General features: G+C 46.4%; 12 protein-coding genes. 5 read left to right on the top strand and 7 right to left on the bottom strand.

Annotation, left to right across the window (positions count from 1 at the left end):
• Window positions 1-250: 250 nt before the first annotated feature.
• Together fcmC and fcmB are read right to left on the bottom strand one after the other, a co-directional pair.
• Window positions 251-667 (bottom strand): filament morphology membrane protein FcmC, encoded by a 417-nt coding sequence (gene fcmC, locus QGP82_RS04505; RefSeq protein ID WP_499057314.1) that lies wholly within the window; start codon window positions 665-667, stop codon window positions 251-253.
• 117 nt (window positions 668-784) lie between these two features.
• Window positions 785-1,825, bottom strand: coding sequence for a filament morphology actin-like protein FcmB (fcmB, locus tag QGP82_RS04500; RefSeq protein ID WP_163670921.1), 1,041 nt, complete (start codon window positions 1,823-1,825; stop codon window positions 785-787).
• Between the two features lie 412 nt (window positions 1,826-2,237).
• Between fcmB and gnd the strand changes: the two genes are divergently transcribed.
• Window positions 2,238-3,656: an NADP-dependent phosphogluconate dehydrogenase gene (gnd, locus tag QGP82_RS04495; RefSeq protein WP_163670919.1), complete on the top strand. Its 1,419-nt coding sequence runs from the start codon at window positions 2,238-2,240 to the stop codon at window positions 3,654-3,656.
• A gap of 314 nt (window positions 3,657-3,970) precedes the next feature.
• Window positions 3,971-6,496, top strand: coding sequence for a TIR domain-containing protein (locus tag QGP82_RS04490; RefSeq protein WP_163670918.1), 2,526 nt, complete (start codon window positions 3,971-3,973; stop codon window positions 6,494-6,496).
• A gap of 286 nt (window positions 6,497-6,782) precedes the next feature.
• On the opposite strand, the gene QGP82_RS04485 is transcribed toward QGP82_RS04490, so the two are convergent.
• Both QGP82_RS04485 and QGP82_RS04480 read right to left on the bottom strand, forming a co-directional pair.
• Window positions 6,783-6,977, bottom strand: coding sequence for a hypothetical protein (locus QGP82_RS04485; protein WP_499057310.1), 195 nt, complete (start codon window positions 6,975-6,977; stop codon window positions 6,783-6,785).
• A 125-nt stretch (window positions 6,978-7,102) separates the two neighbouring features.
• Entirely contained in the window at window positions 7,103-8,800 is a 1,698-nt protein-coding gene (locus QGP82_RS04480; protein WP_499057308.1) for an ABC-ATPase domain-containing protein, read from the bottom strand.
• Between the two features lie 302 nt (window positions 8,801-9,102).
• Between QGP82_RS04480 and QGP82_RS04475 the strand changes: the two genes are divergently transcribed.
• Window positions 9,103-9,507 (top strand): hypothetical protein, encoded by a 405-nt coding sequence (locus QGP82_RS04475; protein WP_163700838.1) that lies wholly within the window; start codon window positions 9,103-9,105, stop codon window positions 9,505-9,507.
• 660 nt (window positions 9,508-10,167) lie between these two features.
• Window positions 10,168-12,630 (top strand): ATP-dependent Clp protease ATP-binding subunit, encoded by a 2,463-nt coding sequence (locus tag QGP82_RS04470; RefSeq protein ID WP_163670910.1) that lies wholly within the window; start codon window positions 10,168-10,170, stop codon window positions 12,628-12,630.
• 86 nt (window positions 12,631-12,716) lie between these two features.
• On the opposite strand, the gene lepB is transcribed toward QGP82_RS04470, so the two are convergent.
• Window positions 12,717-13,808 (bottom strand): signal peptidase I, encoded by a 1,092-nt coding sequence (lepB, locus tag QGP82_RS04465; RefSeq protein ID WP_163670908.1) that lies wholly within the window; start codon window positions 13,806-13,808, stop codon window positions 12,717-12,719.
• 82 nt (window positions 13,809-13,890) lie between these two features.
• Between lepB and QGP82_RS04460 the strand changes: the two genes are divergently transcribed.
• Window positions 13,891-14,607 (top strand): DNA alkylation repair protein, encoded by a 717-nt coding sequence (locus QGP82_RS04460; RefSeq protein ID WP_499057306.1) that lies wholly within the window; start codon window positions 13,891-13,893, stop codon window positions 14,605-14,607.
• A gap of 28 nt (window positions 14,608-14,635) precedes the next feature.
• Here the strand turns inward: QGP82_RS04460 and crtD are convergent, their stop codons facing one another.
• Together crtD and QGP82_RS04450 are read right to left on the bottom strand one after the other, a co-directional pair.
• Window positions 14,636-16,162, bottom strand: a complete 1,527-nt coding sequence (gene crtD, locus QGP82_RS04455; RefSeq protein ID WP_499057304.1) for a C-3',4' desaturase CrtD — start codon at window positions 16,160-16,162, stop codon at window positions 14,636-14,638.
• A 47-nt stretch (window positions 16,163-16,209) separates the two neighbouring features.
• Complete coding sequence (locus QGP82_RS04450) at window positions 16,210-16,698, bottom strand: hypothetical protein (protein WP_006519472.1); 489 nt, start codon at window positions 16,696-16,698, stop codon at window positions 16,210-16,212.
• Between the last annotated feature and the right edge of the window lie 503 nt (window positions 16,699-17,201).

Genomic DNA, 17,201 nt, shown 5'->3' with positions numbered 1-17,201 from the left:
AAACCCCCGAATATGTAAAGTTCTTGATACACCCTTGAACTTATGCTACTGGCCTTGTTTACAAAGATGGGCAAGATTTGATGAAGTGTCCGCAGTTAGTTTACGTTTTTTTTGAAGATTGTGTTTGCAAAGCTATAAATTTTCCGGTGTGGCTAATCCTCAGTCGGATTTTATGTCTCCAGTTTTGGTGGGTACGCAATTGGACTGATCGGTTTATTATCCTCTGAATCAACACCGGTAATTTCCCAGTTTAGAATTCCTCCAACAGAGGCCCCAAGCGATTAAGCACCGGGTCATCGGTTACTGTCGCTGCATCGGCTTCTTCGTCTGGGACTGTGGCCTGCTCTGCCGGAATCTCATGATGAGTTCCCCTGTTAGGATCCCCATGCTGACTATCTGGTGGGGGAAAGGCCGCTGCAAGGCTGCTGTTGTCTTCGAGGGTGGCTACACGCACATTCAATTGGGCAATCTGATGCTGCAATTCCATAAACAGCATTACCGATTGCGTGGGTTCACGGCTTAATAGATATTGATGGAGTGCCTGCTTACAGAGATCGCTAAACGATTGAGCATGCTTAGACTGGTGGTTTGCGATCGCATCCAGCAAAACCCGATCCCCATCACTATCGTCAAAGGAAACACTCTTACGGATAGATTTGGCAGGCATGATCGAGCAGCGGCACAAATAACACTGCCCCTAATAACGCATAGCTGGGGGTTACCCGTCAATCTAAGGTTCGATTAACCTTTATTAGCTGGAAATTAAAATTACTTACCCAGAAAACTACCCAGCAGCAGCTTTTAGATTAGCTAGCTGGGCCTCACCGTAGATATACTGGCCTAACGCATTAGCCTGTCGTGAAGGCTTAGCCAAATGCCCCTTAAGTCTGGCCTCTTTTAATAAAGGACGCAGATCGCTCCAGAAAAATTCACCGCCACCACCCGTCACAATCACATCTGTAGCGCGCTCTGGCAACCAGCTTAGAAAACGTTGGGATAGCTCACGGGCAAAGCTCTTTCTTAAGCTAGGCAGAATTTCATCCAAATCCGTTGGCCGAGAAGCCCCCTTGGGACGATAAAAACGCTCCCCTTCGAGATTATGTACAGCCGTAATTAAGGAAAGGGATTGACTATCAGCTCCATCAATTTGCGCCGCCACCCGCTCATAAAACTGAGCCATCCCAAACGATTCACTTTGGGACGCCCCACGGGCAAACCGGAAACGATCAATGGCCAGAAAATCCGTCGTTTGATGGCCAATATCCACAATGGCGACCGATAGATTTGGGAAATCAGGACTGGAAGTGCGCTTATTTTGAGCCTCACTCCAAATTAGACTGCCGTACCCCTCTGGCATCACCCAAACCTTGTCTATATTTATTTCCATGGACTGGCCTCGATAAACCATGACATGGGGAGATGTCAGTAAACTGATAATTTCTGACTTTTCGCTATCAAACTGCTCCTGGGAGTGATAAGGCAAACCCAATACAACGCCCAGGTTGCCCTTGAGGCCAAAGTAACCTACACAGGCCAACGTTTTCACCAGGGCATCATCTACTTTAGATTGCCCCACACCTAGATCAGCCCCAAAGTCAGCAGCCAAATGCCCAACGGCATATCCCTTGCCCTGGTATTCCAACCACATATCAAGCAACGGATCGCTGGGTTGCGATTCAAAGCCACCCCGTCGAGCTTGCTCTACTGTCAGATGGGCAACATTCGAAGGAACTAGTACCACATCATTCTGATTTCGCTTAATACAGGTTTTCGTGGCTGTACGACCCAGATCAATGCTAAGGAGCTTCATCGTAGAAGTAGGCATAACGCAAGTTGGGAGCTAAAAAACTTTTGACAACGAATAACTAACTCAAACCGATACTAACTGTGAAGATACTGCTAAGTAAAACCCCATATCAAGGTCGGCAGCTCAAGTTCTGATATATCATGCCGTACCCCTGGATAACCATGGGTCGTCTTCGTGACAAAGCTGTCATTTCAATTAAAATTAGTACATATACAGACCCAATAGCCAGTTCAATTGTACTATAAGATGTAAATCACACTCAACCTCCCGAATAACCGAGGGTTTTAGTAGCAAATAAAACCTTGAATACAGGGTTATTACATGGAGTTTGAAGAAAACCTATGAGTCCGTCCATGTTTTAGAAAATTGTGTCTACGCTGGTACCCAATGACAGCGCCAATATTACATCGTAGACACTAGGAAACAGGTTATGGCACAAAGTTTTGGAGTAATTGGACTGGCGGTGATGGGGGAAAATCTAGCCCTCAATGTCGAACGCAACGGTTTTCCGATTTCTGTTTACAACCGATCGCGCGAAAAAACCGATGCCTTTATGGCAAATCGAGCAGTTGGTAAAAATGTTGTAGCTGCCTATTCCCTGGAGGAGTTCGTTGCTTCGCTAGAGCGCCCTCGTCAGATTTTACTGATGGTTAAGGCGGGTAAGCCAGTGGATGCTGTGATTGAGCAATTAATGCCATTGCTTGATCCCGATGACATGATCATCGACGGTGGTAACTCCCTATATGAAGACACCGAGCGTCGTGTAAAGACCCTGGAAGCGGCAGGTTTTCGCTTTATCGGCATGGGTGTAAGCGGCGGTGAAGAAGGAGCCCTGAATGGTCCCAGTTTGATGCCCGGTGGTACCCGTGCTGCCTATGAGTCCATCGAATCCATTGTCAGAAAAATTGCGGCCCAAGTGGATGATGGTCCCTGTGTCACCTACATTGGCCCCGGCGGTGCTGGCCACTACGTCAAGATGGTGCATAACGGCATCGAGTATGGCGACATGCAGCTAATTGCCGAAGCCTATGATCTGATGAAAAATGTCTTGGGTTTGGGACATCAGCAGCTCCATGAAATCTTTGCCCAGTGGAATACAACTGAGGAGTTGGATTCCTTTTTAATTGAGATTACGGCTGATATTTTCACCAAAACCGAAGGTGATACGGCTCTGGTAGAAAAAATCTTAGATGCTGCTGGTCAAAAAGGCACTGGTCGTTGGACAGTGATGAATGCCCTGGAAATGGGTGTGAGTATTCCCACCATCACAGCAGCGGTCAATGCGCGGATTATGTCTTCTCTTAAGGATGAGCGGGTGGCCGCATCTACCCAGATTAGCGGTCCCGATGGCACGATCACGGATAACACCACCCTGTGGATCAACAAGATTCGGGATGCGTTGTATTGTTCTAAAATTTGTTCCTATGCTCAAGGAATGGCCCTGTTGCGTAAGGCATCAGAGACCTATGATTATGACCTGGATCTAGGCGAATGTGCCCGCATTTGGAAAGGTGGCTGCATCATCCGCGCCAGATTCTTGAACAAGATTAAGCATGCATTTTCTGAGAATCCTGCACTGCCTAACTTGTTGTTGGCTCCTGAGTTTAAGCAGACAATTTTAGACCGCCAGTCTGCTTGGCGTGATGTGGTTGCCATGGCCGCCCAATATGGTGTGCCAGTGCCTGCCTTTAGTGCATCTTTAGATTACTTCGACAGCTACCGTCGGGCTCAGCTACCCCAGAACCTCACCCAGGCTCAGCGCGATTACTTCGGTGCTCACACCTACAAGCGTGTGGACCAAGAAGGTACCTTCCACACAGAGTGGACTAAGGAAACAGCCACGGTCTAACGCTTTACAGTTCATGTAATAGTCGAACAATCTATTTAGATAAAGGGACTCATTGGTTTTGGCAGTGAGTCCCTTTTGTTTTCTGATTTGAAAAGAGACTGAATCATTTGATACAGAACTCGATCTGAGAAAAGCATTCATCCTCAAAGGCTCGGATACACCTCAAGTCAATAGAGCTAGGCAAAATTAACGCATATTAAAGTCAGTAGAACCGTACATAGTGGTATGTAATCATAAATTCAGGGTGTTTAAGTACAAATCCTGAGCCCTAATTCGTAGCTATCTAACTCTCTGTAGCCATTGGTACATCTGCCATGAACGATAAGATTGAGTTGTTTATTTCTTATTCACATAAAGATGAAGAGCTTCGTGATCAGCTGGATACTAGCCTTGCTTCTCTAAAATGGAAAGGCATTGTAAGTACTTGGCATGATCGTCAGATACCAGCAGGTAGCGAATGGAGTGGCGATATAGATAAAAATTTGAAAAAAGCAGATATTATCTTGCTTTTGATTAGTCCCGATTTTATAGCCTCGAAATATTGTTACGAGATAGAACTTCAAGAGGCAATGAATAGGCATAAAAAAGGAGAAGCAATAGTTATTCCAATTATCCTAAGGCCAGCGGAGTGGACTGATATGTCTTTTGGTATGCTTCAAGCTTTTCCAAAGGATGCGAAACCTGTAACTACATGGCCTAACAGAGATGCGGCATTTAAGAACATAGCTGCGGGTATTAGAAAAGTTGTGAAGGAGCTACACAAGAAACGTCAAGAGCTAGCTGAACAGAAAGAGGCTAATAAATCACGGTACAAGCAAAAAGTCGAGGAGCTCTTGTTGCGAACAGGAGGAGAAATAGGAATTGTTGAAAGACGCACTTTAGATGAGCTTCGAGAAGAGCTTAAATTAACCCTTCAGGAGGCTCTAAAGATTGAGAGCGAGGCTTTTTTACCTATAGAGGAATATCGAAAGAATATTCTCCTTTATGAAGATACCTTACGCGATCTACTTGAGAATGGAGAGAGTTATCCTTTCAGCGAAAAAATCAGAAAAAGCTTAGAAGGACGACAACAGGATAAAGGGATTATGCCTGTAGATGCAGAAAGAGCAAAGTTTAAGGTACTTGAAGAGTTTAATATTGAACCTATTCAAGATCAGTCTACTGACTTTGAACTGGTTAAGAGTAAAGTAGCTACAGATGTAGCTACGGAGATAAAAATAAACAATGTAGATGGATCAGGAACCAAATTAGATGAAACTGACATTCCTGTTGAACCTACAGCTACTGAGACTAAAATTGCTGACGAGATATCATCTGTTAGAGCTGAGCTGGTGGGTGAGAGGGACAAGGAAGTTACGGTAAATGGTTCTTTTTCAGTAAATGAAAGAATCAAGAACTTTGGATTGAAATTCTTTTCCAATCCAAAGAAATTAACTGTGCTTGTTTTTGGCGGAGTGTTATTGGGCGTCTATGGTGTCTTAGCAGTCTTCTTAAGAGATGTAAGCCTTGATAAGGAAATCAAACAGAAGTTTTCATCGGAATTACTAGATAGGCTAAGTTTAGATGGAAATCGTCTTCTCAAAGATTTTGACGGGCCCGTCAATGTTAATCCTGAAGAGAAAATCCACACGCAAAATAAGAAACTTGCTAATAGAGAAATATGTAACGGTAAAAGCTACACTGTAGCTGTTCCAGTACCTACTAGTGGAAAGGAACCTGGCAAGGCCGCAGAAATGCTTCGTGGGTTTGCACAAGCTCAAAATAAGATAAATGAAGAATGTGCAATTAGAGGTGGAGGTTTAAGATTGTTAATTGTTGATGATGCTGACGATCCTGAAGTTGGAAGAAGAATCAGTGAGGAAATTCTTAAGCTCAATAATATCTTAGCTGTGGTGGGGCACTGGACAAGCAACGTTAGCCTAGAAGCAGCAAAAGTCTACAAGGATGAACTCGTACTCATTACGCCGATTAGTATATTAGATGATTTAGAAGGCTATGACTACGTCTTTCGCATGAATCCTGCCAGCAAGAGAGGTGCAGAAAAATTATCCCAATATCTTTCAGATAATGGCTATATCAAAACTTCAGTGGTTTATGCGTCAGAAAATGACTACGCCAATGAACTGACCATCAATTTCAGAAATGAGTTTGAGAAGCATGGAGAGGTTATACAAGAGATATCTTTCGACTCTCTAGTAAAAGATGATGATTCAGTTCAAAGTAATGTCACGGACCCTTTTTTGCAAGATGTTAATGGAGCAGCCAAAGCTCTAGTTTTATTTCCATCAATCAGGGCCACTAGTAAAGCAATTAAGCTACTTGAATATATAGATGACAACGATTTATCAGGCGATATTTCGGTTGTTGGAGATATGGCAAATCTTTACACTCCAGATGCCCTAAAACAAAAAGCAGCTTTAGATATGGTTCTTGCTATTCCTTGGCACTTTGATAGCGATCCTTCAGGTTTTGCTTGTGAAGCATACAATTTTTGGAATAAAAAAATAGTGAACCATGCTACTGCAATGTCTTACTTTGGATTGATAGCTGTTGCTGAAGCCATTAAGGAAACTAATTCTTCTATTCCATTCTTTAACTCTCCTAGTCGTTCTTCTATTTATATGGCTCTTAAATCGGGTACTGAAGTAGATTATAGCGACTCAAAAGCTCTGAAATTTGAGCAAAATGGCGTCTCTAACTTAGAACTGCAACTTGTGAAGGTTCAGGATACTTCTCTCAATCCAGAGAGAGCTTCAACATCTGGAGCTAATGTAGATTTTGACTTTGTACCAATTCATTCGGATGATTCAGAGATTCCCCAAAAAAACTGTCCAATCTAAAGAAATTTCCTGTTTGTTTGAAGGCTGGTATGGAATTGAATAAAATCCTGGAGATACCTCTGGTTTAAGCCTAACTCCAGCACGTCAAAATAGCTGGTCAATTGGTCCTGAATCTTCCTAAACTTTAAAATATTGTTTTAGTAGAAGTTCAGAAGGGATTAGTAACTGCTGAGCATGCAGCTTTTATCGAGTAGTTAAAAAATCAGCAGAAATTAGAGCTTTCCTAAAGGGTTCACCATGACAGTGATGGTGAACCCTTGCAATAAGAAGAATATGGATTGAGACTCTATGGTTGTTGCTCTGTTGGGTTTTGTGTGAGATGTACTGGATCTGTAATATCCACAACGGCCAGATACAGAAAGCCAGAGAATAGGCAAATACAGCTGAGGGTAAACCAGGACCATCGAATGCATGGCTGTTCGAGGTTGGGGTCTTGAGGGTGTTGCATATGACCAGTATAGGCAGAGGTATAAAAAGACACATCTATCTCAAGCTAAACGTGCCCACCTGGCTTCACTGACTATCGATAACAATATCGATTCACTAAAGTTTCAATTATTTCATTTTTAGGAGAGTTTATGAGTGTTTCTACTAAGTTGATAAAATCTATCTATCCGCAATTATCCTGAGATTTCTCAGTCGATTAATGACAGCGGCGAGTTCATAGCGACGAAATTCACTGAGGTCGGCCATGGGATAAGGAGTGAGTGAGTCAAAGTCTCCTCGGTTTACCCAGTCCATGATGTCGTCTAAGAGACTTTTTAATGAGTGGGAACGATTTTGCTGTTGCCAGGTGAGAATGGCGTGGGCGATGGCTCTGGTTTGATTGGGCTCTATGAGTTGTTCAATGCCGCATAGGTCGATATTTTCTTGGCCGATGGTTAGGGTGGTGAGACTTTGGGTTTTGACTTTAGCCGGTTTGCGATCGGTGTCAAATTTAGGTAGCTGAATGTGTCGTTGGGTGATGGTGCCAAAGTTCTGACCGCCTTCTATTTTGCGATCGCTAGGATACTCAGCCGCAATTGCCTTAGCCTCAGCAGTGACATCCTTAGCCCCATAGTTATCCAGGGCAATCACATGGTCAGCCACTTCAAAATAGTCACCGCTGCCGCCCATGACCAAAACTGTAGAAATACCGTGATCGGTGTAAAGCTGTCGGACCTTATCAATAAATGGGGTGATGGGTTCTTTATCCTTGGCGATGAGCGTTTGCATGTTGCGATCGCGAATCATCAAATTCGTCGCCGCCGTATCCTCATCAATCAACAATACCTGCACCCCAGCTTCAATCGCCTCTAAAATATTGGCGGCTTGGGATGTACTGCCGCTAGCGTTAGTGGTACTAAAAGATCGGGTGGATATTCCCTGGGGCAGCCGATCAATAAACGGCGAAATATCCACACCGGTCACACTGCGACCATCCTCTGCTCGAATCTTGACGGTGGCTGTATTGGCTACTACCTGTTCACGACCGTCACCAGGGATATGATTATAGGCCCCCTGGGCAATGGCTTTGAGTACTGTCGATTTGCCATGGTAGCCACCACCGACTATTAACGTTACCCCCTGGGGAATACCGAGACCTGTGACGGGTCCACCATGGGGGGTTGGTAGGGTAGTCTCTAAAGAACCTGGCGATTTAAACGGCATGGCTGTTGCTAGAGGTCGAGAATCGACACCGCTACGTCTGGGTAAAATTGAGCCATTGGCGATAAAAGCTACGAGGTTTTGAGCCGACAACTGCTGTCTGAGGGCATTGGCATCTTCGACGGTCGCAATATGCTGCTCCACAGCCTGACACCATTGGGGCTGATAGTGTAGAGCCGTAGCCACAAGATGCGGTAAATCTTGAATTAGCAAATCCCTGACAGCGTGACCTGCGATTCTGCGGCCAAAGGCAGGTAAACCCACCCCCAGGCGCAACTCTATCCCCTCGGCAGTGACCTGCACAGCTGTGCGCGCCAAAACAGCCTGGCTAGTGTCTGCAATGATCAGTCGACCGCTTTTGCCGGAGCCCCGCCGTTGCTGAATTTTGGGGATGGCCTGATGAATTTGCCGATGCAGAAAATCGGCTAGCACGATGCGTCGCGTTTGGTCATGCCAGTAGGTTTGTGGCCATTGACTGTGTTGGTGACTGGTCCAGAGGCTGACCCGACTGGGGGCAGCAAAGGGATCTCCCTGAATATGGGCCAGGATGAGCTTAAACCCAGGGAAGTCATAGCTGCCCTTGAGGCGTTTGTAAGCAGAGTAGCTGCGTCCATCAAGCTGCTCTAGCTGTTGCCTAAGGGCATTGTGTGACGTCATGGGTGGGATGTGAACGGCATTTGCGTCAAGCAATCATGATTTTACGGTTAAAGCTGATCATTTTCACCGCGTTAGATCTGTATAAGTCTTGCAATACAAGCAATACAGTTCATTGTGACATCAATCACATGACCCAGTGTTAGACGTCATCAGCCATGTCTAGAGGTATCACTTAGCTAGCCCAAAAATTCATCAATACTAGTTACATAAGAGGTGTAATCACGTATCCCATGGCTTATTTGTCAGTTCACCCCCGTTGCCCGAAATTCGTCAAGTCTGCTCTCGTTTTCCTCGGTGCTACCTTGCTAAGCTCAGCTAGCGCTCTAGCCAGTCCTTTATCTAATGCCCCCCTGGTCGACGGTGTTTATCTATATGGTCAACAACCGGCAGCGGCTCAACCTGGGTCAGTTTATATGGTGTTTGAAGTAACTGGCGATCGCACGGTTGGTGCTTTTTACATGCCTAGCTCTTCATTCGACTGTTTCCATGGTGATATCTCTGCGACCCGTTTAGACTTAATGGTTGTGGACAGTTACGAGCAGACAAGCCATCCCTACTCTCTTGCAGTTGAGACTCAGCCGACGCTAGCTGCCGGTGGTGCCGCTCCTGAATTTGGTATTGATGGATTTACTCGTATCAATACCCTATCTGAGCTAGATGAAAGAATTTTAGAAACTTGTCATGCCGATCAAGCTGGCGTTATCTAGGGTGTCTCAAAAGTAGCTGACAGACTGCCACACAAAGACGGTTCATGATTGAGTTTCTAAACTAAAACTTTGTTAAAACATTTGACATGAACAGACCGTAGAAAGTTGTGTACGTGTAATGGATATATAACTGGGCGGTTTTGCCCTGAGTTTTTATTGCTAGGTCTGATAGTTTTTCCTCTTGATTGATTTTTTTAGGTTATTTTTTACGGCTGATAGAATATTGCACCGTACCACTCGCCCTCTTGATAAATTCTTTCTAGAATTCTTCTTTTAAGCTGAAAGAAAATAATCAATTTAAATAGATTCCGTCCGGATGCCCCCCTGCTGACCACGAGCAAACATCAGTGAGGGGGCGATTTCTTTATCAATTTTTTATCCACCCTGCATAGATATGGAGATTCGGTCTTCGTTGATTCATAGACCTATAAATTCCTTTATCCTTCGGGCAAACTGAAACCATATCTGTTGTCTACAGGGCTATACGGATTACCCCACTTTCTCAACTTCGGCTCTCCAGGCTGTCGAGATGCAACGAAGATGGGTATATTTTTATTACATAGTTAAAAAACTTAATGTCTGGAGTAATCTTGGTTAACACCGATTACCTAGTGTCTTTTATAGGTTTCGACTCCATATCCTGGCAGAGGTCCACAAAATATGTTTGAACATTTCACCAATGCGGCAATTGCGGTGATCATGCAAGCTCAGGAAGAGGCAAGACGCCTGGGTCACAATTTCGTTGGTAGCGAGCAGTTACTACTTGGGATTGTGAAGGAAGGCTCTAGCATTGCCGCTCGAGTACTCAGTGATTTTGGAGTCAACCTGGCCAACTCTCGTGCTGAAGTGGAGTCTATTATTGGTCGTGGATCTGGTAACGGGCCTACTGAAATTCCTTTTACGCCTAAGGTTAAGCAAGTTTTTGAGCAGGCTTTCCAAGAGGCACGTAAGCTGGATCATCCCTACATCGAACCAGAGCATTTACTGCTGAGTCTGACTCAAAACGTAGAAAGCGTTGCTTATCGAGTCCTGACTAATTTAGGTGTAGATCCTACTCAGGTCCGTACACAGTTGATTCGCACCATTGGCGAGGTGTCGGCGGTGACGGCTGGTGGTCGTTCCCGTGATGGTGAGCGACCGGAACAGGCCTCTAAGCGCAACAGCGGTGTCCTGGCTGAATTTAGTACTGACTTAACGGAGCTAGCCGCCAATGGAAAGCTGGATCCAGTCATCGGTCGCTTTGAAGAAATTGAGCGGGTGGTGCAAATTCTGGGTCGGCGCACTAAGAATAACCCCGTTTTAGTAGGTGAACCGGGTGTAGGTAAAACTGCGATCGCAGAAGGCTTAGCCCAGCGCATCGTCAACCAAGATGTGCCTGAGGCGTTATTTGACCGTCGCGTTATCAGTCTTGACCTGGCAATGCTGGTTTCGGGTACCCGCTTCCGGGGTGACTTTGAAGAGCGTCTCAACCAGGTAATGTCTGAAGTACGGGAAGCTCAAAACATCATTCTAGTGATTGATGAAATTCATACCCTGGTCGGTGCCGGTTCGTTAGAAGGCAGCATGGATGCGGCTAACCTGCTGAAGCCCGCCCTGGCTCGCGGTGAACTTCAGTGCATTGGAGCGACGACCCTGGAAGAATACCGCAAGTACATCGAGAAGGATGCAGCCCTAGAGCGTCGTTTTCAGCGAGTGACTGTGGCACCGCCTTCCGTCGAAGATACGTTAGAAATTTTGGGCGGTATTCGGGGACGTTACGAACAGTTCCACCGGCTGACCATTACAGATGAAGCCCTTGAGGCCGCAGCGACGCTGGCAGATCGCTACATCAACGATCGTTACTTGCCTGATAAAGCTATCGACTTGATTGATGAAGCCGGCTCACGGGTGCGTTTGCGATACTCACAGAAAATTCCGGCTGGGGAGAAGCGCACGGAGCTGCGTCAGGTGCAGGGCAAAATTATGGAGCTTTTGGAAAGTCAGGCCTTCAATGATGTGGCAGCTTTAAGGGTTAAGGAACAGGGTCTATTGGCAGAGTTATTGCCCAATGGCACGCCCCATCCTGAGGTCACGAATGAAGACATTGCCGACATTGTGTCCTCCTGGACTGGCGTACCCGTTAACCGCTTGTCTGAGTCAGAATCTGCCATGATTCTGCATCTGGAAGATACGCTGCATGAACGTGTAATAGGCCAGAACGAAGCGGTCGAAGCGGTTGCTAAGGCGGTGCGACGTTCTCGTGTGGGCATGCGTAACCCCAATCGCCCCATTGCTAGCCTGATTTTCTCGGGTCCCACGGGTGTCGGTAAAACTGAGTTGGCTAAAGCGTTAGCAGCTTCTGTCTTTGGTGCAGAAGACGCCATGATTCGCGTCGATATGTCGGAATTTATGGAACCTCAATCGGTGTCTAAGCTGATTGGCTCTCCTCCGGGATATGTGGGCTATGACGAAGGCGGACAGCTAACCGAGGCCGTACGCCGTAAGCCTTACACCGTCATTTTGCTGGATGAAATTGAAAAGGCCCATCCCGATGTCTTTAACATTTTGCTACAGCTGTTGGATGATGGTCACCTAAATGATGCGAAGGGCCGCAAAGTTAGCTTCAAGAACACCTTGATCATCATGACTTCGAACATTGGTTCCAAGGTGATTGAGAAAGGTGGCGGTGGTTTGGGCTTTGAGCTCAGTACCGATGATGAGATGACGTCTCGCTATAACAATATTCGTAACTTGGTTAACGAAGAAATGAAGCAGTTCTTCCGCCCTGAGTTGTTGAACCGTATTGACGAGATTATCGTCTTCCGTCAGTTGATCAAGCAGGAGGTTGCTCAGATTGCCGATATCCTCCTTGCTCAGGTAACTGGACGCCTGGCTGAACGCAACATTACCTTTGAACTCACCGATGCCTTTAGGGAGCACCTGGTGAATGAAGGCTATGACCAAACCTATGGTGCTCGCCCCATGCGTCGAGCCATCTCTCGTTTGGTAGAAGATTACCTGGCTGAAGCCCTGCTGGCAGGAACGATCACAGATGGCGATACGGCTGTTTTTGATCTGGATGATGATGCTCGAGTTGTAGTTAGGTCTGCGAAACAGCCTGCGTTGGTGGGTGTTAGTCGTTAGCGACTTAGGTGCCTTAAGCCCTTAGGGCACCCCAATTTTTATGGGTGCCCATCTTTTCAGCTTTGAATTAGCGATTGCTCGGTCATCTATCCCAATGGCTGAACCCGACTGGGTGGCCAGTAGATTTTGTAGGCTGCCCCTAGAATGTTGGCTTCAGGAACATATCCCCAGACATGGGAATCCTGACTGTTGTTTCGGTTATCGCCCAATACAAAATAACTGTTTTCGGGCACGGTTTCCGGTCCCCACCCATAGGCAGATGTTGCTTGAGCGTAAGCTTCTGTAAGCGGGCGATTGCCGACATAAACACGACCCTCTTTAACGGTTATTTGCTGACCCGGTAAGCCAATCACGCGCTTTACATACAGTAGATTCTCGGCTGTCTCTGGCTCAGGAAGATCGAGCAGGGCCTCATCGGGTGGGGTAAATACAATAATGTCGCCAATGTTAGGGCGATACGTTTGATCACGCCGTACAAAAAGGCGATCGCCCACTTGCAGGGTCGGGGCCATGGACTCACTTGGGACAATGCATTGCTCAACCGCCCGTTGAATCCAGCCTGGTATTGAACCTAAGCACAGTCGGATCACCAGGAGACCGATAACGAGGCGTGCGATCGCGTCAGCGCTGGCTTGGTAGTTTGCACCTGATTTACCCCTGGTTCGATGGGGAAAACTGGCATACACGTGATAACAACTCAGTGCCCAAATCAGCGGTGGAATGGGCACCAACTGGGGAATAGAATTCGCTAGCCAAGCCGTCAGCAGACCTGTACCAAGAAATAACCCACCAGCCAAAGCCTGCTGTAGATACAAATGGCCTAATCCAGGCAACAGCTGTGATAAAAAAACGGCATACCAAGGATCGGACCTGCCCTGAGGTACTGAAATCCGGCTGGCGTACCCCGGTTGAGTGCCACGATAGGCATCCAAAATACTAAAGCTATAGACCATGAGGAAGCAGCCTATCGTCCAAAATCCCCACATGGTTTGGCCATGGGCCCCAAAAATAGACCATGTGGCATAGCCGATCATGACAACTGCCATTAGCACCAGGCTGATTCCTTTCCACCAGAAAGCGCTGTATAACTGCCCCAGCCCTGGAAACACCAGCGAATAATTCACGGCTAGCCAAGGGTTCAGATGGGTTGACCGGCTTGACTGAAACGATGGTTTCATGCTTCAAGTATCAGTAAAAATTGACGATAACCTGTCAAGGAGCGCGAACGTATAGCAACCAGTTATAGGCTAACAGCGTACTATGACGGCAAAAGACATTAGTAACATTCTTCGAGACCTTGCTGATCCTGTTATAGCAGAACATTCACAACGCTTCTTTAAGACAGGAAAAGGTGAATATGGCGAGGGTGACCAATTTCTCGGCATTCGTGTTCCTGCGCTTAGAAAACAGGTGAAAAAGCATCAGGCAACATCACTACCAGACGTCAAAAAACTGTTAATGTCCCCTTTTCATGAAGAACGCTTGTTTGCGTTGTTACTCCTGGTGCACAAATTTAGCCAAGGTAACGATGCCGAGAAAACAACGATTTATCAGCTATATTTGGACCATACTCAATACATCAACAATTGGGACTTGGTGGATAGCTCAGCTTACAAAATTGTGGGTGTTTACCTCGAAACAAGGGACCGACAAATTCTCTATCAATTAGCTCAATCCTGTAATCTCTGGGAAAGACGAATTGCAATCATGTCCACGTTTCAGTTTATTCGCAACGATCAGTTTGACGATACGCTACAGCTGTCAGAGTTGTTGCTAAATGATTCAGAAGACTTGATCCACAAAGCTGTGGGCTGGATGTTGCGAGAAATTGGCAAGCGGGATGTGGCAACTGAAAAAGCGTTCTTGAAAACCCATTACAAAACAATGCCTCGCACCATGCTGCGCTATGCCATCGAGAAATTTCCAAAGCAAGAACGGCAACAGTATTTGACCGGTGATTTGACTGGTGTAGTATGAAAATGAGAGTACATCCTTCACGCTATACCTACCGCTCCATGGCATCAATCTGCCTCACTGCGGTTAAGGCTGCATAGCTAACGCCAGCGGTTCCTTCCCCTGGATGCACACAGTCTCCTACCAGCCATAGCTTAGGAATCGGCGTCCGGGTGGCAAAGCCAAAGGGACCAAAGGTCGATAACCGCTGACCGATGCCGCCTACCATGCCCTGGTGTCGAGCTGTGTAGCGCTCAAAGGTGCGGGGAGTGCCCGATTCAGCGTGGATAATGTGCTGTGGGTCCAGGTTGAAGTATTGGTTTAGTTTTGCGATCGCATCCCGTTCATACTCAGCCTTCAAAGCCCCATAGTCATCACACTTTTGCCATGCCTGCACATCCGTAAATGACGACGCCACGATCGTTGCCTTGCCTTCAGGGGCACGACCATCTCCCGATCGACTGACTGACACAAACAGCGAGTTATTCTCCCCAATTGGGCCATCATAGTCATAGAGAAACTGTAGATGCGGTGGGCAATTTTCAGGAATCGCCGCTTGATCGACACCGAGGTAAACCACAAAAGCTCCCGATGACGGCATCAGCTTATCCACCCGCCGCTGATAGCCTTGGGGCGTTTGCTCACCCAGCAATGTGGTTAAATTCTGCACGGTCACATTAGCGACGATATGATCGGCAGACTCTAACCAGATGTCATCCGTTTTCTGATGGCGGACCTGGGCAAACCGGGGTCGATTATTCTCTAGCTGAATTTTCTCAACGGCATATCCCAAAAAAACCTGACCGCCAAACTGTTTGATTGCGTTTACCAATGCAGTGCTCAACCCCTGCATACTGCCCTGTAGATGAAATAACCCCTGCGGCGCTTGGGATACGCCTAAGGCTGTTGCCGCATATAACAAAGCTGTTTCATCTGCACCCACCTGGGAATAGAGCTTGAGCTGTAGGTCCAAAAATGTTTTTAGTCGACGATTTTCATAGAGGCCATAGCCTTTAAGCAATTGGCCCACGGTTGAGAATGTGTAGGGCACTGTCAGCAGCGTGTCCGGTCGCAGTGCATTGCCCAGCTGCCAAGCATCCCAAAGATTGCGCGGTGGCAACACCGGCTGTCTGGCCTGAAATCGCCAGCTATAGCTAAATAGATCGCTCAGCTTTTGCCAAAACGGTTCACTACCTGGAAACTGCTGTTGACGCTCGGTTTTCCACCGCTGCGGATCCCGCCAAACATTGATCGGCGTCGTTTCTCCGGGTAAGAAAACGGCACAAGCCGGATCGCAATGCTCAGCTGCCGGTAGATCTATCCCTAATTCTGAAAAAATTTGATGGTGAATTCCCCCTGGTTCTAAGCCAGCAACCTGGGTCGCACCGACATCAAAGGTAAACCCCCGTCGTCGAAAGGTAGACGCACAGCCCCCCGGCACCAGGGCCTGTTCAAAAACACGAACCTGGTAACCCCGTTTGGCCAGTAAAGCTGCAGCTGTCAGCCCGCCAATACCCGCCCCGACGACAAGCACCTTGGATGGGCCATAGTGTGTGTGGGATTCTACCAATGGGGTCATGTTTACATTTGTTTACCTGACCCTAGTGTAACGGTCTGTGCTGACCACTAGATATCTAGATCAATGATGCGGTGCTTGTTATCGACAGCTAGAAAATGCATCTGACCAGCAAATACAATCGTCAGCGTATTGCCTTGAACATCGTCAATGACTAAAACGGTTTGATCGTCTACTTCAACATGCTCTGCCTTAAGGATGCGTTGGGGCTTTTTCTCCGGTTTAGGCAATGTCCCTTCAGATAGGGCGATACCCAGGGTTTTAGTGGCCTTAATCAGTAAAAAAATCGGTTCGTTCTGATTGGCTTGACGGGTGATGGCTTCGGGAAGCCACAATGAATCCCATAGTAAACAAAGAACAGTTTCACCATAGGTTTCTGCACTTTGATACGTTCCTAGCAAATAGGCATCGTGCAATGTGTAAACCTGGCTGAAATGACTGTAAGCCTGACATAGACCATGTTGCCAAGGTAGATTCCCTAACAAAATATTTTCGCAGAGCCAGCGTGGCAGGGTGGGTTTGGTGCTAACAAATACCATAGTCAAGACGTATGGACTAAAGAAACGGCAATAATATGAGTCCCCTAGATGCCTCCAAAGACCTTTGGCATAGAATCAATCTTGAGCCATTGCATTTATTGATCATGCAGCGGCTCAAGCCGTATATCATCCATGGGTAAGAAAAAATCCTATGCCGTGTTTGTCCATAGAATTATTCCTACTAACTTTATGAATCCAGTAGCTTCTTAATGAAATCTTTTTGATAAAATTTCCTTCTACTAGTGAAATAAAGACTCGTATATCTCACATAGGTAAATTACTGTATTCAGCATCTGACAGGTATCACAGGTGCTTTAAGGAATATTAGCTTAATAATTTAAAATGTTGCTGCTCCGAACTATGATTCTATTCAGCCGGATCGGTAACAACATCTCATAATAAACCCATAATTGTGCTGATTGATGAGGCCAGTAAAAAAATAGGAACATTCCTACGCATGGGAGAATTAAGTGACACTAGATCCTCTTGCACAACAATAAGAA

Origin of the sequence: Leptothoe sp. LEGE 181152 (assembly GCF_032906605.1) — a bacterium.
Lineage (GTDB): Bacteria > Cyanobacteriota > Cyanobacteriia > Phormidesmidales > Phormidesmidaceae > Leptothoe > Leptothoe turfae.
This window is presented reverse-complemented; position numbering and strand designations above follow the sequence as displayed.